Genomic DNA, 21,821 nt, shown 5'->3' with positions numbered 1-21,821 from the left:
GACGGCCCCGGACCTCGGCAACCACCGCACTCGAAGGAGCTCTCGATGATCAGGAAGCAGCTCGCGACGGTCCTCGCGGCCACCGTCCTCGCCGGAGGTTTCGTCGGCCTCTCCGCCGGCGCGGCCCACGCCTCCGCCCGGGTCAACAAGTGCGGGAGTGCGTACGACTTCAAGTGGAGCTGGGACATCACCGACAACTCCAGCGCGGCTCCGGTGGTCGGCTTCATCGACATCTACTACAACAGCGGGAACGGGTACAACTGTGCGATCGCCCGCGGACGCGACGCGGCCGTCACCGGCCAGCACGAGATCTACGTCGCGATACGGCGCTCCGGAACGGACGGCTGGATCGAGAACGGCCTCGGCAGCAACTACACCCAGTACGCGGGCCCGGTCTACGCGTATGCCAAGGGGGCCTGCATCGACTTCGTCGGTGGGCTGAAGTACAACGAGTTCACGGGGCAAGGGGGTTCGGGCTACGGTTCCAAGCACTGCGGCTGAACCATCGCCGGGCGGCAGGGCCCGTTCGAGCGGGCCGGGCGCCGCCCTCTGACGGGCGCCGGGGAGTCCGCACCACGAACCCCGAGCGCCGCGACCGGGCGGCCGACCGACGACAACGGGGGCGGTCGGCCGCCCGACGTACCACCCGGCGGCGACGCGATCCAGCAACGCACCACCCGCCGCCGGCAGTTCCGCGCGGATCGCGGAAGCGGTCCGCGAACCCCGGCACTCGAAGGAGTTCTCGATGATCAGGAAGCGTCTCGCGACGGTCCTCGCGGCCACGGTCCTCGCCGGAGGCTTCGTCGGCCTCTCCGCCGGCGCGGCCCACGCCTCCGCCCGGGTCAACAAGTGCGGGAGCGCGTACGACTTCAAGCGGAGCTGGGAGATCAACGACATCCACAACGTGGCCGCGGTGGTCGGCTTCATCGACGTCTACTACAACAGCGGAAACGGGTACAACTGCGTGATCGCCCGCGGGAACGACGCGGTCGTCAGCGGCCAGCACGAGATCTTCGTCGAGATACGGCGCTCCCGCGACAGCACCTGGATCAAGGACGGTGTCGGCAGCAACTACACCCAGTACGCGGGCCCGGTCTACGCGTACGCCAAGGGGGCCTGCATCGACTTCATCGGGGGGCTGAAGTACAACGAGTTCTCCGGCACCGGTGACACCGGCTACAGCTTCGAGCACTGCGGCTGAGCCGTGGCCGGGCGGCAAGGCCCGCTGGAGCCGGTCCGGCCCGCCCGAGGCCTGCGCGCGTCGGGTGGGGTTATCCCCACCCCGCGCACGCCGGTCGCCACCATGGTTCGTGCCCACCCGCCGTTCCTAGCCTGGACCCCGTCGCTGACGGACACGATCCACGAGGGATGGCAGCACCATGGCAGCCCGCCACCACCGCCAGGAGTACGAACCGCCCGAGCCTCACGCCCCCGCCCGCCCCGCGATCGGACCGCGCGCGGTGCGGCGCGGCGGCGAGACGGTGCACGCGGTGCGCGGGGTCGACCTCGCGCCGGGCCGCGGCAGCTCCACCGCCCCGTCGGGGGCGGCGGCATGAGCAACGGACTCGCGCGCGCCTCGGTGCGCTTCCGGCCGCCTTCCTTCGCGGGGACCTTCGTCGCCCTGCTGTTCGGCGCCGCGGTCATCATGGGTTGCGGCACCCTGTTGCAGACCGGCATCACCGCGAGCGTGCCCCCGGTGCGCTACGCGCAGGCGCCGGTCGTCGTCGCGGCCGGTCCGGACATCGGGATCGTCCGCAAGGTCAACAAGAAGGAGAAGGCCGTCGACCGGCCGGTGCCCGACCGGCCCCGGGTGGACGCGGCCCTGGCCCAGCGCATCGCTGCCCTGCCCGGTGTCGCGGCGGCCCGTCCCGACACCGCCTTCCCGATCCAGCCGGGTCCGGCCGCAGCCGGCCTGACCGGGCGCGGGTACGCGGCGCTCGGCATCGCCGGCGGTGCGGACACCCTGGTCGAGGGCCGCGCCCCCGGCCCGGACGAGGTGGTCCTGGACGCCGCCACCGCACGGGACGCCCGGCTGGCACCCGGCGCGAGCCTCACCCTGGTCGCACCCGGCGGCAGCGGCACCTACCGGATCTCCGGCCTGGCCGCGCCGCAGAACGCCGGCCCGACGGCCTGGTTCGCCGACGCGGTGGCCGGGCAGCTCTCCGGTCACCCCGGCCGGGTGGACGCCATCGCCGTCCAGCCGAGCGAGGGCGTCGGCGCCAAGGACCTCGCCCGCCGGCTCCGCGAGGCCCTGCGCGACACCGCCGGCCCGCAGGCCTCCGGGGCGTCGCCCACCGGGATCAGGGTGGTCACCGGCGAGGACCGCGGCTCCGTCGAACAGCCTGGGCTCGGGCAGAGCCGGACGCTGCTGTCGTCTTCGTGGTGGTGTCCACCGTCGCTCTGGCCGTCGGTCAGCGGGCCCGCGAGTTCGCCCTGCTGCGCGCCGTCGGCGCGACCCCCCGCCAGATCCGCCGCACGGTCGCCACCGAGGCGATGCTGGTGGCACCCCTCGCCGGCCTGCTCGGCCTCGTCCCGGGCGTGGCGCTGGCCCGCTGGTGGTTCGACGGACTGGTCTCCCGCGGCGCCGTCCCCGAGGGCGTCGAACTGGACGTCGGACCGGTCCCCGCGCTCGTCGCCGTCGCCACCTGCTCGCTGGCCGCGCTGGCCGCCGGCTACCTCGCCGCGCACCGTCCCTCCCGCCTGCGCCCCGGCCAGGCACTCGGAGAGGCCTCGGTGCCGGCCGGACGGGCGGGCGTGGTGCGGGCCCTCCTCGGCCTGGCGGCCGTCGTGGGCGGCGTCGTGCTGGCCGCCGTCGCCGCCGGCCTGAGCGGTGAGAACGCCGCCAACACCGCGCTCGGCGTGGTCATGTGCTTCCTGGTGGCCACCGCCCTGCTCGGCCCCTGGGTGGCCCGGGTCGCCGCCGGGGTGCTCGGCCTGCCGCTGCGGGCGGGCGCGGGCGGCACCGCCGGATCGCTGGCCGCCGACAACGCCCGGGCCGACGCCCGCCGGCTGACCTCCGCGATCACACCCATCGTGATGGTCAGCGCCTTCTGCGGCACCATGCTGTTCATCCAGAGCAGCGTCGGGCACGCCACCGGCGAACAGCTGCGTGCCGGGGTCGTCGCCGACCACGTGCTCGGCTCCACCGGTCGCGGCCTGCCCGCCGCCACCGCCGAACGGGCCGCCGAGGTGCCCGGCGTCGAAGCCGCCGTGGGCGTGCTGCGCACCGGAGCCGTCTACCGCTCCGACGGGAAGCTCCGCTCCGCCAACGCCCTCGGCGTGTCCGGCGATCCGACGAGGCTGCCCCGGGTCCTCGACCTGGGCGTGCGCAGCGGCTCGCTCGCCGACCTCGCCCGGGGCACGGACACCGTCGCCCTCGACGCGGCCCTCGCCGACAGGCTCGGCCACAGCGTCGGCGACCGCGCCTCCTTCTGGCTCGGCGACGGCACCCAGACACAGCTGACGGTCGTCGCCACCTACGAACGCGGCCTCGGCTTCGGGCAGTTGATCCTGCCCCGGGCCGCCGTCGCCGCACACGCCGCCGTCGCCTACGACAGCCAGGTGCTCGTCGCGGACGCACCCGGAGCCGACCGCGCGGACGTCGCCGCCCGGCTGGCGAAGCTCCCCGCCGAGGCCTCCACCACCGGGGCCGCCACGGTCGTCGGGCTCACGGTGGCCGACCGCGCCGGGTACGTCGCGCAGACCGACCGCAGGCGCGAGGCCGGCGACTGGGCGAACTCCGTGATGGCGGCCGTCCTCGGCGGCTTCGCCGCGATCACCGCCGCCAACACCCTGGTGATGACCGTCCTGGACCGCGGCCGCGAGGTGGCCCTGCTCCGCCTCACCGGCGCCACCCGCCGCCAGATACGCGGCATGATGCGCTGGGAGGCCCTGCTGGTGGCCGTGACCGGGCTGCTGCTCGGCGGCCTGATCGCCTGGATCACCCTGGTCCCGATCGCCCGGGGCCTCGCCGACGCCCCGCCGTACGTCCCGCCCGGCACCGCCCTGCCGCTGGCCGCCGCGGCCGTGGTCCTCTGCCTCGCCGCGACGGCCCTGCCGACCCGCGCCCTGCTGCGCTCCCGCCCGCTCGCGGCGAGCGGCCGGCGGTAGGTGGACAGGGGTAGGGGAACCGTCGGATCGGGGGCGGGACGCCCGGCCGCCTGCCGCCGGACGGGTGAACCCTGCGCGGGCCGGTTGGCGCCCCGGCTGCCGCTTCGCCACCATGACGTCCGCGAACCACCGTGCCCGTCCGTCCGACGCCGACGGCGGGCGGTGACCCGCCCGAGAGCCGCCGGTGCCTGCCGACCGCACCGCAGCCATCCGACGATCCCAGGGGGAACCGTTGCCCCAGACCGAGAACCTCACAATCACTGTCCCCGGAGCACGGCTGGTCCCGATGCACCGCATGGAGCTGCCGTCCGTGGGGCCGCCGCGCCGTGAGCAGCTGCCGAACGGCACTCCGATCTGGCTGGTCACGCGCTACGACGACGTCCGCCGGGCTCTCGTGGACGCCCGGTTCAAGCGGTCGCTGCTGTTCGCCCCGGACGCGCCGCCGCTGAGTGACACGCCCAATCTGGGCAGCGACCGGGACTCGATGTTCCACAAGGACGGGATCGAGCACCACCGGATGCGCCGCGTCTTCCAACGGGCGTTCACCCCCGGCGCGATCGAGCGGTCGCGTCCGTGGGTGACCTCCGTGGTCGACCGGCTGCTGGACGACCTCGTGCGGCTCGGCGCCCCGGCCGATCTGGTCACCGGGTACACCAGGCCGCTGCCGGGCGCGGTGATCGCCAGGATGATGGACCTCCCCGGCGAGGACCTCGGACGCGTCCGGGACTGGACCGAACTCGCCTTCGCCACCGCCGACCGCGACCCCGCCGAAGTCAGCCGCGCGATGCGGGAGTTCACCGCGTACGTGGCCGGGCTGCTCGCCGACCGCCGACGCGCACCCGGCGACGACCTGGTCAGCGCCATCGTCCGGGCCGCGGACCGCGAGGGTGAGGTGTCCGAGCGCCAACTGGTCAACCTGGTGTGCGGGTTGATGGTGGCCGGACACGAGACCAGCATGACCACGCTGGCCAACGCGGTGCTCTACCTGCTCGCCGAACGCCCCGACGCCTGGAGGCGCATCGGCTCGGACGAGGCGGCGGCCGCCCTGGCGGCGGAGCGGCTGCTGCACACCATCCCCCTGGGGGCCAACAGGGAACGCCCCGGAAGCCTCCTTCGTACCGCCGAGGAGGTCGAGCTGGGCGGCGTGACCATCGGCGCCGGCGACATCGTCGCGGCCGACCGCACCACCGCCAGCCGGGACCCCGGCGTCTTCCCACCCGATTCCCTCAGCCGGCTGTTCGACCCGCTGGAAGCCGGCACCCTGGCCTTCGGCGCCGGTCCCCACTTCTGCCCCGGCGCGTGGCTGGCCCGCCTCCAGATGCGGATCGCCCTCCACCGTCTCGCCGCCCGCCTGCCCGGCCTGCGCCTCACCCTGCCGACCACCGGGATCGAATGGCGGCTCGGCACCTCCACCCGCAGCCCCCTGCACCTGCCCGCCACCTGGTGACGGACCGGCCTGGTGCCGGACCGGCCGCCACCGATGCTCCGGGACGGCCGTCCTCGTGAACGCCGGTGTCCCGGAGGTCAGGCGGTCGCCGTTGGCAGCCTGCTCGGGTGTCCGCGGGACGGCGACGAGGCCGACCTCGTAATGCAGCGTCTCCATAACGGAGTTCATCCCGGCGTGCGATACGAAGGCGGTGGCATGGCGGAGTACCGCCAGTTGCGGGAACCGCGACCGGATGTCCACCCGGCTCGGGATGGCGCCGAGTACGGCGGCATCCGTATCGCCCACGGTCATCGCCGGCTGCCAGGGCCCGTCGGCGATGGCGTCGATGCAGGCGCGGTAGAACTCCGGGCGACCGTTGAAGACGGTGCCCAGTGAGACATACAGCAGTGGCGCGTCGGGGTCGGGCGGCGACCAGTGCTCGGTCTGCTCGCGACTGCCCATCGAGGGGCCGACGAAGTGAAAACGTTCGTCGAAGCTGTCAGCGGCCGGCTGGAACTCTCGCGGGACGAACACGAGGTTGAGCCCGTCCGCCATCGTCATGGTGTCGGCGACACCGAGCGGGACGCCGTACTCGGTGGAGAAGGCCTCACAGTCAGTGTCAGCACGGGGACACCCTGGCGGCACCAGCGCCGCAACGCCATCGAGATTCGCGACTCGCCGCAGCCACCGGCGGCGATGATGCCCGGGCCGCCGTCGAGCCCCGCAGTTCGACGTCCTCACCGCCGGCGACCCCCGATACGCCGTTGGATCGGTCATCCGCGCTCTTTTCGTACGACTTTTCGGAGTGGACGGTCAGTTTGCGAGAGCGGCGTATTCATCTTTCCTGCGCGGATCCATTTCAGGAATCCGGTCGATAGCACATCACGGCGACTGGATGTCAATTGGTCGGCGGCTTCGTCACGCTTACGGATTACCACGAGACATCTGGCCTCGATGTTTCGTGGAACGATGCGACGGTACTGAAAAATGACGGACCGGCAGGGGAAGGAAAAGAACCATGGGAGCCTCTCGCGGCGGACCGATCGAATCCGGGCGGAGCACCCTGCTGTGACCGTCACCGTGGAGCAGACGCTGCACCACCAGACCGGCGCCGGGCTGCCCGTGCCGTTCGCCGTCGCCGGGACGGGGGTGCACCTTCCGCCGACCGTCGTGACCAACGAGCAGCTCACCCGCACCCTGGACACCAGTGACGAGTGGATCACCAGCCGCACCGGTATCCGTGAGCGCCGGCGGCTGGCCCCGGACCTGGCGACCTCCGACATGTGCGTCGCCGCGGCCCACCCGGCCCTGGAGGCCGCCGGGGTCGGGCCTGCCCAGCTGGACGCGGTCGTCGTCGCCTCCTACACCGGGGACCAGCCGCTCCTGTCGACCGCGTTGATCGTCAAGGACGCCCTTGGCGCCCACCGCGCCCTGTCCCTGGACGTCACCCAGGCGGCCTGTGCCTCCGGCGTCCAGGCCGTGCTGATCGCCGCCCACCTCCTGCAGAACCCCTCCATCAGCACCGTCCTGCTGCTCGCGGCCGACTGCGCCTCCAGGGTCACCGATCCGACCGACCGCACCGCCGGGGTGTTCTTCGGAGACGCCGCGGCGGCCGTGGTGCTCACCCGCACCGACGAGGCCGGAGCGGGCCTGCTCTCCTACGACCTGGGCTCCCAGCTCTCCTACGGCGTCCAGATCCCCGCCGGGGGCTCCCGGCTGCCCACCACCGCGGCCACCGTCGCCGCCGGGGAGCACTACCTGCGGATGGACGGCCGCGCCGTCTGGAACACCGCCACCACCCGCCTGCCCGAGAGCATCGCGAGCGCCGCGCACCGGGCCGGTGTGCCGGTCGACCGGATCCGGCACTTCTTCCTGCACCAGGCCAACCTGAACATCCTCACCGAGACCATGACCGCCCTGGGCGTTCCCCGCGAGCGGGTGCCCGTCACGGTCGAGCGGCTGGGCAACACCGGGTCGGCCGGGCTGTTCACCGCGCTCCATGCCACGATGGCCGAAGGCGCCCTGCTCCCGGGGGACACCTATGTGCTGTCGGGGATCGGTGCGGGATTCCAGTGGGGAACCCTCTGCCTCCGGCACGCCTGACCGGCCACAGCGAGGGGGTCAACCGAGTGCGTTCCTGTGGACGACGCCGTCCTTGACGATCAGTCGCAGGTTCCGTTCGGGGTCGGCGAGCACGGACAGGTCGGTGGTCGGGTCGCCGTCGACGACCAGGAGGTCGGCCCAGGCGCCCGGCGCGATGACGCCGAGCGGTGCGGCACGGTAGGGGTCCCGGCGGCCGGACAGGCGGAACAGCTCGGCGTTGCCGGAGGTGGCCGTCCGCAGGGCCTCGACCGGGCCGAGGTGGTCGCCGAGCCGGACGAGCATCTCGTTCTGCCGGTGCGCCTTCCCGGGGTCGAAGACCAGGTCGGTGCCGAAGGCCAGCCGCACGCCGTGCCGCACCGCCCAGCCGATGGTGCGGGCGACGCCTTCGCAGACCTCGCGGTTCTTGCGGGCGCTGTCCGGGGAGGCGTAGTGGTGGTCGTCGACCTCGAACGGCTGGGTGCTCAGCCAGACGCCCTGCTCCGCGAGGTGGCGGACGGTGTCCTCGTCGAGGAGGTGCCCGTGTTCGACACACCGCACCCCGGCCCGCACCGCGCGGCGGACGCCTTCGGAGGTGTAGACGTGCACCGTCACGTAGGTGCCCCAGTCGGAGGCCGCGGCGACGGCGGCCTCCAGCTCGGCCGGGGTGAACTGCAGGACGTCCAGCGGGTCGAACTCCGAGCTGACGCCGCCGCCGGCCATCAGCTTGATCTGGGTGGCGCCCTTCCTGAGCTGTTCGCGCACCGCGGCGAGCACCCGTTCCGGCCCGTCGGCCACCCGGGTGAACCCGAGCTGCTCGCTCCGGGCCGGCGGCCCGCCCAGGGCGGTGGGGGCGTCGTGGACCGTCCCGAAGTCCCCGTGGCCGGAGGTCTGGGAGACGGCCGCCTGGCTCGGGTAGATCCGCGGGCCGGGGAACAGCCCGCTGTCCAGCACCCGCCGCAGGGGTTCGGTGTCGCCGGCCATGTCCCGCACCGTGGTGAAGCCGCGCATCAGCATGGAGCGGGCCGCGGCCAGGGCCTGGTAGTAGACGGTGCCGGTCGGCGCGAGCTGGAGCTCCGCCATGGTGCCGCCGGCCGCGAACAGGTGGACGTGGGCGTCGGTGAGCCCGGGGATGAGGGTGCGGCCGCCGCCGTCGAGCACCGTCGCGCCACCCGGGGGACCGGACGGGAAGGGGCGGCCCAGCACCACCTCCGCGATCCTGTCCCGCTCCACCCGGACGTACCCCGGCGCCGCCTCGGCTCCGGTCCCGTCGAAGACGCGCACGTTCGTCACCAGCAGCCCGGCACCCGCTCCGTCGACACCCATGCCGCCATCTTCGGCCGGTCACGGAGCCGGGACCAGGGGGCCGGACGGATCGGACCGGTCCGGCGGTGCCCGGCCGGCAGCCGACCGGCCCGGCCCCGGGTGCGCCCGGGTACCCGGAATGCCGGACTGTGGGGGAGTTGATCAGGGTGAGGGCACGAGCGGGCGGGAAAGAGAAGGCCAGGGGGCAGTTGTCGGACGCGCTGCTGTCGCGGAGGGCCGATGCGACGGGACGGACGAATGGCGAACTCCCTGCTCGCGGTGGTGAGCCGGGACTGGATCGGGGCGCCGGTCGCGCTGGCGGTGGCGGCGGCGGGCGGCGGCCTCCTCGCGGTGGGGGCGGCCTGGTCGGTGGCGCTCGCCGGCCTGGCGCTGGCCGTCGGGGTGCTGCTGGCGGCCGGGGCCGTTCGGCATCTGGTGCTGGTGGCCCGGGAGGCGCGGGCGCATCCGCCGCCGGGGCGGTTGGTGGACGTGGGCGGTCATCGGATGCACGTCCTCGCCGAGGGGCGGGCCGGGGCGGGGCCGACGGTGGTCTGGATGCCCGGCGGGCACGCCCCCGGCGAGGACCTCCGGGAACTGCACACGATGCTGTCGGCCCAGGCCCGGTCGGTGCTGGTCGACCGCCCGGGGACGGGCTGGAGCGACGTCGGGCCGTTCCCCCGGACGACGGCCGCCGAGGCGGCGGCGCTGCCGGCGGCGCTGGAGGCGGCGGGGGAGCGGGCACCCTTCGTGTTCGTCGGCCACTCCTTCGGCGGGCTGCTGGTCGCGAACGTGGCCAGGCGCCGGCCGGACCTGGTGGCGGGGCTCGTCCTGCTGGACCCGACCCCCTTGGAGGTCATCGCCTTCGCGCCGCCCAACGGGCAGCTCGCGGCGCTGCGCCGGGGCGTCCTGCTGACGGCGGTGCGGCAGCTGTTCGGCGCGCACCGGGGCCCCGGCGGCCGGACCGGGCCGTGCTGCGCCGCCGCGTCGATCTTCGCCGAGCTGTCGCCGTCCGGGCTGGCACAGGTGGGCTGGGACACCGTGGTGTACGACGGGGACCTCGGGGACCTGCCGCTGGTGCTGGTGGTACCGCGGGACCTGATCGGCGGCGAGGCGGTGCTGGCCGGTGCCCGGGACGCGGTCGAGGCCGAGCGGATCAGCCGCTTCTACCTCCGCAGCCGGGTCCGCTACCTGGCGGCGTCGACGGCGTCGAGGCTGGTGTACACACCGGCGGGGACGGGCCACGACTTCCCGCACGAGGCGCCCGAGTTCGTGGTCGGCGTGGTCGGGGACCTGGTGCGCGAGCTGCCCGCGATCAGCCCATGACCGTCCGCGCGGAGTCCGTCCGGACCGGGCGCCGGCGGGAGAAGGCGCCCAGGTCGACCACGGTGCCGGTGTGGTCGCAGCGGAAGCGCACCGGGTCGCCGTCGTGGTCGTGCCCGGCCTCGACGCGGTCGATCAGGGTGGCGAGGTAGCGGCCCACCAGCGGGGCGTTCTTGAACTGGTTGCCGCTGGTGCCCATCGCCACGTAGTAGCCGTCGAGGGCGGTGCGGTCGTAGATCGGGGTCCAGTCGTCGGCGACGTCGTACACGCCCGCCGCGCCGAGGGGCCGGTTGGGGACCCGGAGCGCCGGGAACCGGCGTGCCGCCCGGGTCACCTGGGTGCGGAAGCGCCGGGCGGTGGGGCGGGGATCGGCCCCGTCCGGGTCGTCGATCCATTCGTGCGGGTCGCAGTCCGGCTCGGTCCCGCCGACCAGGAGCTGCCCGCCGGGGGCCGTGCGGACGTAGGTACCGACGTCGAGGTCGGCGACCAGGGGGAAGGGGTCGGCGGTCCGGACGTTTGGTGCGGGGACCTGGTGGACCTCCTCGCGCAGCGGACGCACACCGATCGTGAAGTCGGCGCCGACGCCCGCCAGCCGGTTGAGGCCGCCCGACCACGGGCCGGCGGCGTTGACCACGACCGGTGCGGCGATCCGCGAGCCGTCGGCCAGGCGGACGCCCGTGACCCGGTCTGCGTGCCGGTCGACGGCCACCACGGTGTGGTGGAGGAGGAGTCGGGCGCCCAGCGCGACCGCGGCGTCGGCGAGGTTCAGGGCGGCGAGCCGGGGGTCGTCGACGTACCCGGCGTCCGGGGTGAACAGGGCGCCGAGTTCGCCGGACGGGTCGGCGAAGAAGGCGTCGTCGTCCACCGGTTTCGGCGGCCAGTACCGTCCGGGGTCGATCCCGGGAAGGCGCTCGCGCAGCGTCGGGGCGTCCCACCGCTCGTACGGGACGCCGGCGCGCTCGAACAGGGCGGCGGTCTCGGAGGGTTCGACCTCGGGGGAGTCGAGCAGCACGGCGCCGGTGCGGTGGAAGGCGGCGAGCGGGCGGGGGCCGGTGAGCCGCAGGTGGTCGGGCCAGGACGTCCAGAGGTGCCGCGCCTCCCAGGCGGTGGCGACGCTCGCGAAGGTGGAGTAGTTGAAGCGGATGATCGCGCTGGAGGCGCTGGTGGACCCGTGGCCGACGGCGCCCGCCTTGTCCACGACGATCACCTGCCGCCCGGCGCGCGCGAGTTCGAGGGCGACGGCGGCGCCGATCACCCCGGCTCCGACGACCACGGCGTCCGGTCGAACGTCGGTCATGGCGGCCCCTCCCCGGGCGGCGGCGTGCGCAGGCTCGGCACGGCGGCGAGTAGCGTCCGAGTGTACGGGTGCCGCGGGGCGCGCAGGAGGGTTGCGGTGGGGGCGGTCTCGACGATCCGGCCGTGCCGCATGACCGCCACCGCGTCGGAGACGTGGCAGACCGCCGGCAGGTTGTGGCCGATGAACAGCATGGACAGGCCGAGGCGCCGCTGGAGTTCCCGGATCGTGTTGAGCACGGAGGCCTGCACCGAGACGTCGAGCGACGAGGTGATCTCGTCGGCGATCAGCAGGCCGGGTTCGACGGCCAGGGCGCGGGCGATGGCGACCCGTTGGCGCTGCCCGCCGGAGAGCCGGCGTGGCAGCCGGTCGGTGAGCCGCGGGTCCAGGCCGACGAGGCCGAGCAGTTCGGTGACGCGCTCGGCGCGGGCGGGCCGGTCGAGCCGGCGGAAGACGGTGGCCGCCTCGACGAGCGTCTGGCGGACCGTCATCCGCGGGTCGAGCGCGGTGTCCGGGTCCTGGAGGACGACCTGGACCAGGCGGCCGAGCCGGCGGCGGTCACGGACGGTGCGGGTGCGGGCCTCCCGGCCGTCGAGCAGGACCCGGCCGGCGTGCACGGGGGTGAGGCCGACGATCGCGCGGGCCAGGCTCGACTTGCCGGAGCCGGACTCGCCCACGAGCCCGAGCGTCGTACCGGACGGGACCTCCAGCGAGACGCCGTCCACGGCGGTGACCGGGCCGCGCGGGCCGGGGTGGCGGACGGTGAGGCCGGTGACCTGGAGTTCGGTCATGACGCGGCCACCGTCTCCGGGTCCGCCGCCACCGGTACCGGGGACCAGCACGCGACCCGGTGGCCGGCGTCGAGGTCCTCCAGCGGCGGGGCCTGCTCGGCGCAGTGGTCCCGGCGGCGCGGGCAGCGGGGCTCGAACGCGCACCCCGGGGCGGGCAGCAGCGGGTCGGGCGGTGCGCCGTCGACGGTCCGCAGCGGCCGGTCGCGGTCGGCGGTGAGCTCCGGGACCGAGGCGACCAGGGCCCGGGTGTAGGGGTGCCGGGCGCCGTCGGCGAGGCGGTCGGCGGGCAGGGCCTCGACGATGGTGCCCGCGTACATCACCAGCACGCGTTCGCAGAACTCCCCGACGAGCGCGACGTCGTGGCTGATGAACAGGATGGCGGCGCCGGTGTCCCGCCGGATCTCGGACAGCAGCCCGGTGATCTGCCGCTGCACGGTGACGTCGAGCGCGGTGGTCGGCTCGTCGGCGATGATCAGGCCGGGCCGCACCATCAGCCCGGAGGCGATCATCACGCGCTGGCGCTGGCCGCCGGAGAGCTGGTGGGGGCGGGAGCGCAGCAGTGCCGGGGAGAGGGCGACCCGGCGCAGCGCGTCGGCGGCCTCCGCGGCGGCCCGGGCACGGCTCGCGCCCCGGTGGGCCCGGACGGTCTCGGTGAGCTGGGTGGCGATCCGCAGGGACGGGTTGAGCGCCGAGGCCGGGTTCTGGAAGATCACCGCCAGGCCCGTCGCGAGGTGCCGGTCCCGTTCCTTCGGGGGCAGGGCGGCGAGGTCGGCCCCGAGCAGCCGCAGGGTGCGCCGGGGCGCCCGGGCGCCGTACGGCAGCAGGTCGGCGACGGCGAGCGCGGTGAGCGACTTGCCCGACCCCGACTCGCCGACGAGCCCGACGGTCTCGCCCGGCCGCAGGGCGAGGCTGACGCCGCGCACCGGCCGGATCACGCCGTCAGGGGTGGGGAGTTCGACGTGGAGGTCCTCGACCTGGAGCACCAGGCCGTCCTCGGCGTGGCCGCTCGCGGCGGGCGTCGGTACGGGCGTGCGCGGCGCCGGGCCGCGCCGGGCGACGCTCCCGGCCAGGACCTCGCCGAGCAGTTGGAAGGTCAGGGCCGCGTAGAGGATGGCCAGACCGGGTGCGAGGGCGGGCAGCGGCTCGGCGTAGACGCGGTCGAGCCCCTGGTTGAGCAGCTGCCCCCAGTCGTAGCCGGGCGGTTGGACGCCCAGGCCGAGGAAGCTCAGCCCGGAGAGGGCGACCAGGGAGGTCCCCGCCGCCGTGGTGGTGGCCAGGAGCAGCGGCTCGGCGATGTTGGGCAGGACGTGCCGCCACAGCAGCCGCAGGCGGCGCAGGCCGAGGACCCGGGCCGCGGCCAGGTGGTCGGTGCCCGCCACCCCGGCGGCGAGGGTCTGGGCGAGCCGGGCGAAGCCGGGGACGCCCGCGGCCGCGAGGGCCAGCATCGCCCCGGCGGCGCCCGCGCCGAACACGACCGCGAGGAACATCGCGACCAGGAGCGCCGGGAAGGCGAGCAGGAGGTTGACCAGTCCGGCGGTCAGCCGGCGGGCGCGCCGGCCGAGCACGGCGGTGGAGGCCCCGAGGAGGACCCCCGCGCTCGCGCCGAGCAGGACGGCCGCCAGCGCGAGCAGCAGGGAGGGCCGGGTGGCCGCCAGGACCCGGGCGAGCAGGTCCCGGCCGAGGTTGTCGGTGCCGAACGGGTGCCCCGCGGACGGCCCCTGGAGCACCGCCGAGGGGTCCGGGCGGTCGGCCGCCGCGCCCCAGACCAGCGGTTCGACCAGCGCGAGCAGGACGAGCGAGGCCAGCATGACGGCGGTGACCCAGGCCATGGGCGAGCGCCGGAGGCCGGACGGAAGGCTCATGGTCACATCTCCCTGATCGCCGAGCGGGGGTCGAGCACGGCGAGCAGCACGTCGACCAGGAGGCCGGCGAGCAGCACGGTGGTGCCCAGCACCAGCACCATCGCCTGGACCACCGGGTAGTCCTGGGCGACCACGGACTGCGCCAGGGCGGAGCCGATGCCGGGCCAGGCGAAGACCTTCTCGACCAGCACGGTGCCGGCGATCAGGCCGGGCAGCAGGCTCCCGGCGACGGTGAGCGCGGCGGTGGCCGTGTTCGGTGCCGCGTGCCGCAGGTAGTACCGCGCGGGGGACAGCCGTTTGCTCCGGGCGGTGCGCAGGTAGTCCTCGTCCAGCACCTTCAGCGCCTCCACCCGGACGATGCGCAGCAGGACGGCGGTGGGCGCGAGGGAGAGGGCGAGGACGGGCAGGACGAAGGACTCGACGCCCGCCGCACCGGCCACCGGGAGGAGTTGGAGGCCGACGGCCAGCAGCGCGGTGAGTCCGGCGGCCAGGACGAAGTCCGGCACCCCGGTCAGGCCGGCGGTGACGGCGGTGAACGCCAGCTCGGTGCGCGGGCGGCGGCCGTCGCGGGTGCGGACGGCGGCGAGCAGGCCGCCGGGCAGGGCGACGGCGAGGGTGACCAGGAAGGCCAGCCCGGCGATCTCCAGGGTGGCGGGCAGCCGGGTGCGGACCAGCTCCGCGACCGGTGTCCCGGTGGTCAGCGAGGTGCCGAGGTCGCCGTGCAGGAGGCCGCCGAGGTAGTGCCGGTACTGGGACAGGAACGGCGCGTCGAGCCCGAGGCTGTGTCTGCGGGCGGCGACCAGGGCGGGGGCGGCGTCGACGCCGAGCGCGGCGCGGACCGGGTCGCCGGGGACGAGGCGGATCATCGCGAACGAGGCGGTGAGGACGACCGCGAGGGAGAGGAGCGGCCGGACGGTGCGGCGGCCGAGGAACACGGTCCAGGGGTGCCGCAGCAGTCGGGGTACGGACATGGTGGCCCCGGTCACTGGTGGAGGCGGATGCTGGTGGGGACGAGCTGGCCGCCGAAGGTGGTGGTGAACGTGGTGCGGTGGCCGTACACGCCGCTGCGGCCGTCGGCGATCGGCAGGGCGTCGGCCGCGCGGAAGAGCGCGGCGGCGGCCCGGTTCCAGGTGCCGCAGCCCGTCGTGTCGGTCTCCCGGAGGGCCTGGGCGACCAGGGCGTCGTACTCGGGGTTGCGCACGCCCGCGAAGTTGAGGCCCTGGGCGGGGGTGGGGCCGGAGAAGAAGGGGATGAAGCCGACCGGCAGGGCGAAGCCCGGCGAGGTGCCGACCACCACGTCGAAGTCGGCGCTCTGGTACATGGCGTTGACGAGGGCGGGCAGGCTCTCGCTGACCAGGTCGACCCGCGCGCCGAGCGCCGTCCACTGCCGGGCCATCAGCTCGGCGACGGAGGAGAGGGTCGGGCCGAGGTCGGGGCTGGTGATCAGGCGGAGCCGCAGCGCCCTGCCGTCCTTGGTCAGCGGGCCGCCGGCGGAGCGGGTCCAGCCGGCCGCGCGCAGGGCCTCGGCGCCGTCCTGGGCGGGCAGGTTGGCGTCGGCGAGGTCGGCGTGGCAGACGGCGCCCTCGGCGCCGAAGTCGCCGGCGGGGCGGCCGGTGCCGCCGACCGCGACGTTGGCGAGCCCCTGCCGGTCGAGGGCGGAGACCAGGGCGCGGCGCAGCGCCGGGTCGGCGAGGGCCCGGCCGGGGCGCTGGTTGAAGAAGGTCAGCCCGACCACGGTGGCCACGTCGGTGACGGCCAGGCCGTGGCCGGTGAGCCGGGCGCGGTCGGGACCGTTCACGTTCGCGATGTCGACGCCCCCGGTGAGCAGCAGGTTCGCCGCCGTGGAGGCCTGGGGGACGACGGAGATGACGATGTGCGCGGGGAGGCCGGGCTCCGCGGTGCTCGCCCCGGCCGGTCCCCAGGTGTAGCCGTCGCGGACGGTGAACTCGTAGGGCCCGCCGGGGGTGTAGCGGGTGAGCACGTAGGGGCCGGTGCCCTGGGTGGTGCGGTCCAGCGACCGGGGGTGGTCGAGGCCGGCCGGGCAGACGATCGGCAGCAGGCCGATGCTGCGGGTGAGGAACGGGAAGGGGGCGGTGGTGGTCGCCGACACCGTGCCGGTCGTGTCGTCGGCGGTGGCGGTGAACGGCACGTTCGGCAGGACGGTCTGGGCGCCGGCGAGCTGGTTGGCCGGGTCGCCCGCGTAGCTGAGGGACCGGGCGACGGCGGAGGCGGTGAGGGGTGTGCCGTCGGAGCAGGTGACGCCCGGGCGGAGGGTGAAGTCGGCGGAGGTGGCGGTGGCCTGCCAGGACGTGGCCAGGCCGGTGACCAGGGTGCCGTCGGGGGCGACGTTCACCAGGGAGTCGTAGGCGTAGCGGGCCTGGGAGGCACCGAAGGTGGAGTACGGGTCGAAGCTCGGGGTCTCGCCGGCCGCCGCGATCCGGACGGTCCCGCGGTCCACCAGGGGGGTGCTCGTCGAGGACGTGGCAGTGCTGCCGCAGCCGCTGAGCGCGAGGGCCGCAGCGGTCAGGGCGGCCGCGAGGGCGGCCGGCAGGGGGCGACGGAGCATGGCGTCATGGTGCCACCGGGCTTTGGCGCTGGCGAGTCAACTCACGTGGGGGAACGGCGTGTTCGATTGAATGGGTTCGCCTCTCCCACCTTGTCGGGAGCCGTGCGTACGCCGGGCGCGGGATGTCGGCGGGGGGTGATTCCGATTCACTCCTTCGAGGGGTGTCGGGGCCTGTAGGCCGTCGGCCGGGTGACCTGGCCGTCCGCCATCGCCACACTGTGTCGACATGACGACGAACGATCCGGGCCGTGAGGTCGGCCACCTGGCGGACCGCTACTGGGAGTTCCTGCTGGAGCGGGAGCCGTTGCTGCGGGTCCGCCAGGGGCTCCCGGTGGAGACGCTGCCGGGGGCGTCGCTCGCCGAGTCCGAGGAGCGGGAGCGGTTCGCGGCCGGCGTGCTGGAGCGGATGCGGCCGCTCGACGGCGCGGAGCTGTCCGGTGCCGATGCCGACACCGCGGCCGTCCTCGTGGCGCTGGCGGAACAGGAGTTGCGCGCCCACCGGTGGTACTGGCTGACGCCCGCCGCCACGCCGTACCGGCTCTTCCCGCTGTCGCTGTACGTCGATGCCGTCCTGGGCGACTTCCGCTTCGCCGAACCAGCCGACGGTGAACGGTACGTGGCGCTGGTGCACGACCTCGCGCGGGTGGTCGGCTCGATCGGTGACAAGGTGGTCGGCCAGGCCGCGCGCGGCTTCCGGGTGCCGGCGCCGGCCCTGGCCGGGGTGCGGGCCACGGTCGAGGGCCTGCGGTCCTCCGCCGGGCGCCGGGTCACGGTGGCGGACGACCGGCTCGGTGGGCTCGGGCCGGCCGGGCGCGGACGCCTCCGGGACGGTGTCCGGCGGCTGGTGGAGGCGGAGTTGGCGCCGGCCTTCGACCGGCTGCTCGGGTGCGTCGACGACCCGGCGTACCCGGGAGGGGCGCCGCGGGACGTCGGGTGGGCGCACTACGAGGGCGGCGAGGAGGCCTACCGGGACTTCGTCCGGACCCACACCGGGAGCGACACCGGGCCCGAGCGGCTGCACGAGCTCGGCCGCGACCAGTGCCGCGAACTGGCCGAGCGGATGCGGGAGGTGCGCGAGGCCCTCGGCTTCCACGGCACCGAGGCCGGGTTCCACGAGCGGCTGCGGACCGAGTCCCGGTTGTACGCCCGGACGCCCGAGGAGGTCGAGGCCCGGTTCCGCGGCCACCTCGACCGGCTGGAGCCGCGGCTGCCGCAGTGGTTCGCCACCTTGCCGACCGCCCCGTACGGGCTGGCCCGGTTGGATCCGGCGCTGGAGCCGGGGATGACCTTCGGGTACTACGAGGCCCCGACCGCGGCCAGTGCGGTCGGGCGCTACCGCTACAACGGCTCGGACCTGGACCGGCGGTCCCTGATCGGCTCGGCCTCCCTGATCTACCACGAGCTGGCGCCCGGGCACCACTTCCACCTCGCCCGGCAGGCGGAGGACGCCGCGCTGCCGCGACTGCGCCGCGAGGCGGCGGAGTTCGGCGCGTTCAACGAGGGCTGGGCCGAGTACGCGGCGGGGCTCGGCTGGGAGATGGGCCTCTACGAGGACCCGTGGGACGCGTACGGGCGTCTCGCGCAGGAGCGGTTCACCGCGCAGCGGCTGGTCGTCGACACCGGGCTCAACCTCGGGACGATGGACCTGGCGGGGGCGCGGGACTTCATGCGCGCCAACTCCACGGAGGAGGACGGCCAGATCGCCTCGGACCTGTTGCGGTACTCGACGGACCTGCCGGGGCAGGCGCTCTCCTACCGCGCGGGCTACCTGGAATTCGTCCGGCTGCGGGCGGAGGCGGAGGCCGGCCGGGGTGCCGGGTTCGACGTGCGGGCCTTCCACGAGGCGGTGCTGGGAGGTGGCGCGCTGCCGTTCCCCGCCCTGCGCCGGCGGGTCACGCGGGAGCTGAAGGTCGTAGCCGATCAATAAATATTACTATCTGACAAATTGCTTGGCGTACATACAAGCGATCGTTCTGGGTTATGTTCAGATTGCACTCGCACGAGTGAATCCCCTTGGGAGCATTTGGTTTTGGTGAGCTCGACTCGACTACGGTGACGGAGGATCGGGCGGTGGACCCCATCGGCGAGGAGTTTCGGTTCCGCGGGAAATCCGCGAGGGGAACCGGTCATCCCGCGAGGCGGGTACGTCCGTCCGTTCTGCTGTGCGCGCTCCGGAGTCCGAAGCGCCCGGATCCCCTGTCATCCGTCTGCGTAGAGAGATGGGAACACCATGCCGCCCGTAGTTCCGCCGTTCCTGATCGGTCTCGTCGTCGCGCCGCTGGCCAAGCGCCTCCTCAAGCCACTGGTGCGCGGTGTCGTCAAGACGTCCGTCGGCATCGTCATGGAGGTGAAGAAGGCCGCCCACGAGGCCGGCGAGAACATCCACGACCTCGCGGCCGAGGTGGCCGCCGACGTGGTGGCGGCCCAGGTCGCCTCCGGTGAGGGCCACCGCGCCGCGGAGGCCACTGCCCCGTTCGAAGAGAAGGCCGGGGCGACCGCCCCGGGCGACGCCGAGGCGAGGGCGCCGAAGATTCGCGCGAACGCCGGTGCCGGAAAGACGCACTGACGCACCATCATGTCCTGACCCGCCGCCTGGACGCGCACCGCGACCGAACTCGCGCGCCGTGTCCACGCGGCGGTCGGCCGAGGGCCTTCCGGCCGCATCGGCCGCCCGTTCAGAATTCCGCTCCGTCGCGGTGTTCCGTCATGCCCGATGGCGGATCGTTCGCGACCTCTGCAAACAGGTGATCGTACACATGCCATCTCTGCTGGGTGCCGCGGCCGGATTCCGCTCCGTGGATCCGGACGTGAGCCCGCGCTCGGTCATTCCGGGCCGCCAGCGCTGGGACGTCAAGCTGGTCCTCGGACGGCCGAGGACGGCCGAAGTCCTCGCGGCAGCGCTGCGTCGCGTCCCCGGGATCACCGAGGCGCAGGCGAACCCGATCACCGGTGGGGTCCTCGTCCGGCACGAATCGCTGCTGCCCGCTGCGGATGTCGGCCGGATCCTGCGCCGGGTGGTCGCCCGGGTCGCGGAGGGTCCGGTCAGGACCGCCCCGCCGGCGGCGGCCCGGCCCGCCGCCGGACCGGGGACGCGGCCGGACCGCGTTCCCGTCCTGCGCCCCGTCCTCGCCGTGGGCGGCGGGGCGGCGGCCGGTATCGCGCTGATCCGCGGGTCGGCGCTGAGCAGGCAGCTGGTGGCGCTCGGCGGGGTCGCCGTCGCGACGGCCGCCGTCGTCCGGACGGCATGGCGCCGAGCGGTCGAGCGGACCAGGGAGCTGTCCGGGTCCGGCACCGGCCGGCACCCGCTGCGGGAGGTCGTCGGGCCGCACCGCCGGCGCCTCTACCGGGCCTCCGCGCTCTCGGTCGCCTGCCAGGTCTCGGAGATGGCGCTCGGCACCTTCCTCGGCTGGACCGCCCTGGTCCTCATCAAGGGCGAGGCCGCGCCGCTGGTCCGCTTCGGGCTGACCACCGCCACCTCCCAACTCTGGGGCCTGGCAGGGCTGGTGACCGTCGCCTGCGCCGCCGTGGCAGGCCTCTCGTACGCCTCGAACCTCCAGTGGCGCGGGCTCGGCCAGGACATCGAGCACGACTGGCGGAGCCGCACCTACGCCCATGTGCAGCACCTCGAACTGGGGCAGCTGGAAGGCGAGCGGACCAGCCGGATCGCCGGCGTGCTCACCGACGACGTCCGGCAGCTGGGCAGCTTCTTCGCCACCTCGGCCAACGACGTGCTGCAACTGGGCACCAGCCTGGCCCTGTTGGTGCCGGCGTTCCTGCTGCTGGCCCCGCAGATCGCCTGGATCGCGTTCCTGCCGATCCCGGTCATCGCCTGGCTGTCGCTCCGCTACCAGGACAGGGCCGCGACCGACTACGCCGTCTCCGGCGAGCGCCGGGCCAGGCTGCACAGCCAGCTGGTGAACACTTTGGAGGCCGGCGCCACGGTCAAGAGCTTCTGCACCGAGGACTACGAGGCCGAGCGCATCGACCGGCTCAGCGGGGAAGCCCAGGAGAGCAACCGGCAGACCGACCGGGGCACGATCCGGCACGCCGAGGTCGTCCGGGTCTGCACGACGAGTTCGATGGCCGGCACCCTGCTGCTCGGCGGCCGCTCGGTGCTCGACGGCACCCTGCGGTTCGAGGTGTTCAGCCCGCTGATCGGGCTGCCGCAGATGGTGATGCTGCGGATGAACCGGCTCGGCGGCATCGTCGACCAGTACCAGCGCACGCTCGCCGCCTACGACCGGGTCCACCGGCTGGAGGCCCTGCCCGCCGAGACCGAGGGCACCGGGGAAGCGCTCGACGTCGCGACGGTGAAGGGCGAGATCGTCCTCGACGGCGTGACCTTCGCCTACCCCGGACGGCCGCCGGTCCTGGAGGACCTCTCGCTGACCATCCCCGCCGGGCGGGTCACCGCCCTCGTCGGCGCGACCGGCTCCGGCAAGACGACCGTCGCCAAGCTGCTGATGCGCTTCCAGGACGCGGAGTCCGGCAGCGTGCTGCTCGACGGTCGGGACGTGCGCGACCTGCGCCGGCGCGACCTGCGCCACGCGATCGGGTTCGTCGCCCAGGACGCCTTCCTCTTCGACGGAACCATCGCCGACAACATCCGCTACGGCAGTTTCGGCGCCTCGGACGAGGCCCTGGTGGAGGCGGCCACGATGGCCGAGGCCCACACCTTCATCGCGACGCTGCCGGACGGCTACGACACGGTGATCGGCGAACGCGGCGCCGCCCTCTCCGGCGGCCAGCGGCAGCGGATCGCCCTGGCCCGGGCGATCCTCAAGGACGCGCCGGTCGTCGTCCTCGACGAGGCCACCTCGGCCGTCGACAACGAGACCGAGGCCGCCATCCAGCGCACGCTCCGGGCCTTCTCGGCCGACCGCACGATGGTCGTGATCGCCCACCGGCTCTCCACCGTCCGCCACGCGGACCGGATCTACGTCATGGACAAGGGCGGCGTCGTGGCCGAACAGGGCACCCACGACGAACTCATCGCCCGGCACGGACTCTACGCATCCCTCTGGCGACTCCAGGCCGGCGAACTCGCCGCCTGACCGCACCAGGCCGC

16 protein-coding genes and 1 pseudogene are annotated in these 21,821 nt (G+C 74.4%); 10 read left to right on the top strand and 7 right to left on the bottom strand.

Annotation, left to right across the window (positions count from 1 at the left end; translation table 11 throughout):
* Positions 1-45 precede the first annotated feature (45 nt).
* From ACFVXH_RS37525 to ACFVXH_RS37505, 5 genes are all read left to right on the top strand, one after another.
* The gene (locus ACFVXH_RS37525; protein ID WP_387830625.1) at positions 46-501 is read left to right on the top strand and encodes a hypothetical protein; all 456 of its coding nucleotides are present in this window, start codon (positions 46-48) and stop codon (positions 499-501) included.
* 244 nt (positions 502-745) lie between these two features.
* Positions 746-1,201, top strand: a complete 456-nt coding sequence (locus tag ACFVXH_RS37520) for a hypothetical protein (RefSeq protein WP_387830623.1) — start codon at positions 746-748, stop codon at positions 1,199-1,201.
* A gap of 178 nt (positions 1,202-1,379) precedes the next feature.
* The gene (locus ACFVXH_RS37515) at positions 1,380-1,556 is read left to right on the top strand and encodes a hypothetical protein (RefSeq protein ID WP_387830621.1); all 177 of its coding nucleotides are present in this window, start codon (positions 1,380-1,382) and stop codon (positions 1,554-1,556) included.
* A gap of 829 nt (positions 1,557-2,385) precedes the next feature.
* Complete coding sequence (locus ACFVXH_RS37510; protein ID WP_387830619.1) at positions 2,386-4,110, top strand: FtsX-like permease family protein; 1,725 nt, start codon at positions 2,386-2,388, stop codon at positions 4,108-4,110.
* A 295-nt stretch (positions 4,111-4,405) separates the two neighbouring features.
* A complete protein-coding gene (locus tag ACFVXH_RS37505; RefSeq protein WP_387830617.1) occupies positions 4,406-5,557 on the top strand; it encodes a cytochrome P450 in 1,152 nt (383 codons plus the stop codon).
* 87 nt (positions 5,558-5,644) lie between these two features.
* Here ACFVXH_RS37505 and ACFVXH_RS37500 read toward each other — a convergent pair.
* A pseudogene (locus ACFVXH_RS37500) lies at positions 5,645-5,998 on the bottom strand (glycosyl transferase); the annotation flags it as partial.
* Between the two features lie 606 nt (positions 5,999-6,604).
* Here ACFVXH_RS37500 and ACFVXH_RS37495 point away from each other — a divergent pair.
* The gene (locus ACFVXH_RS37495) at positions 6,605-7,639 is read left to right on the top strand and encodes a 3-oxoacyl-ACP synthase III family protein (RefSeq protein WP_387830615.1); all 1,035 of its coding nucleotides are present in this window, start codon (positions 6,605-6,607) and stop codon (positions 7,637-7,639) included.
* A gap of 18 nt (positions 7,640-7,657) precedes the next feature.
* On the opposite strand, the gene ACFVXH_RS37490 is transcribed toward ACFVXH_RS37495, so the two are convergent.
* Positions 7,658-8,941: an amidohydrolase family protein gene (locus ACFVXH_RS37490; RefSeq protein ID WP_387830613.1), complete on the bottom strand. Its 1,284-nt coding sequence runs from the start codon at positions 8,939-8,941 to the stop codon at positions 7,658-7,660.
* A gap of 237 nt (positions 8,942-9,178) precedes the next feature.
* Here ACFVXH_RS37490 and ACFVXH_RS37485 point away from each other — a divergent pair, with 237 nt between their 5' ends.
* Positions 9,179-10,243: an alpha/beta fold hydrolase gene (locus ACFVXH_RS37485; RefSeq protein ID WP_387830611.1), complete on the top strand. Its 1,065-nt coding sequence runs from the start codon at positions 9,179-9,181 to the stop codon at positions 10,241-10,243.
* Here ACFVXH_RS37485 and ACFVXH_RS37480 read toward each other — a convergent pair.
* The 5 genes from ACFVXH_RS37480 to ACFVXH_RS37460 are packed head-to-tail and all read right to left on the bottom strand — an operon-like array spanning position 10,233 to position 16,753.
* Entirely contained in the window at positions 10,233-11,537 is a 1,305-nt protein-coding gene (locus tag ACFVXH_RS37480; RefSeq protein WP_387830609.1) for an NAD(P)/FAD-dependent oxidoreductase, read from the bottom strand. The genes ACFVXH_RS37485 and ACFVXH_RS37480 overlap by 11 nt on opposite strands.
* A complete protein-coding gene (locus tag ACFVXH_RS37475; RefSeq protein WP_387830607.1) occupies positions 11,534-12,325 on the bottom strand; it encodes an ABC transporter ATP-binding protein in 792 nt (263 codons plus the stop codon). Before ACFVXH_RS37475 ends, ACFVXH_RS37480 begins: the two co-directional genes overlap by 4 nt.
* Entirely contained in the window at positions 12,322-14,187 is a 1,866-nt protein-coding gene (locus ACFVXH_RS37470) for a dipeptide/oligopeptide/nickel ABC transporter permease/ATP-binding protein (RefSeq protein ID WP_387830605.1), read from the bottom strand. The genes ACFVXH_RS37475 and ACFVXH_RS37470 overlap by 4 nt, the downstream gene beginning before the upstream one ends.
* Positions 14,188-14,189: 2 nt before the next feature.
* Positions 14,190-15,158: an ABC transporter permease gene (locus ACFVXH_RS37465; RefSeq protein WP_387830603.1), complete on the bottom strand. Its 969-nt coding sequence runs from the start codon at positions 15,156-15,158 to the stop codon at positions 14,190-14,192.
* Positions 15,159-15,169: 11 nt separating this feature from the next.
* Positions 15,170-16,753, bottom strand: coding sequence for an ABC transporter substrate-binding protein (locus ACFVXH_RS37460; RefSeq protein WP_387830601.1), 1,584 nt, complete (start codon positions 16,751-16,753; stop codon positions 15,170-15,172).
* Between the two features lie 226 nt (positions 16,754-16,979).
* Here ACFVXH_RS37460 and ACFVXH_RS37455 point away from each other — a divergent pair, with 226 nt between their 5' ends.
* The 3 genes from ACFVXH_RS37455 (at position 16,980) to ACFVXH_RS37445 (ending at position 21,807) form a co-directional block, all read left to right on the top strand.
* Positions 16,980-18,680 carry a DUF885 domain-containing protein gene (locus tag ACFVXH_RS37455; RefSeq protein ID WP_387830599.1) on the top strand — a complete coding sequence of 567 codons (1,701 nt, stop codon included), beginning with the start codon at positions 16,980-16,982 and terminating at the stop codon, positions 18,678-18,680.
* Positions 18,681-18,983: 303 nt separating this feature from the next.
* The gene (locus ACFVXH_RS37450) at positions 18,984-19,319 is read left to right on the top strand and encodes a DUF5132 domain-containing protein (protein WP_387830597.1); all 336 of its coding nucleotides are present in this window, start codon (positions 18,984-18,986) and stop codon (positions 19,317-19,319) included.
* A 190-nt stretch (positions 19,320-19,509) separates the two neighbouring features.
* On the top strand, positions 19,510-21,807 hold the full coding sequence (locus tag ACFVXH_RS37445; protein ID WP_387830595.1) for an ATP-binding cassette domain-containing protein: 2,298 nt from the start codon (positions 19,510-19,512) through the stop codon (positions 21,805-21,807).
* Positions 21,808-21,821 lie beyond the last annotated feature (14 nt).

Source organism: Kitasatospora sp. NPDC058184 (genome assembly GCF_042883725.1).
Taxonomy (GTDB): domain Bacteria; phylum Actinomycetota; class Actinomycetes; order Streptomycetales; family Streptomycetaceae; genus Kitasatospora.
The sequence above is the reverse complement of the archived record's forward strand: the minus strand, read 5'-3'. Positions and strand labels throughout refer to the sequence as shown.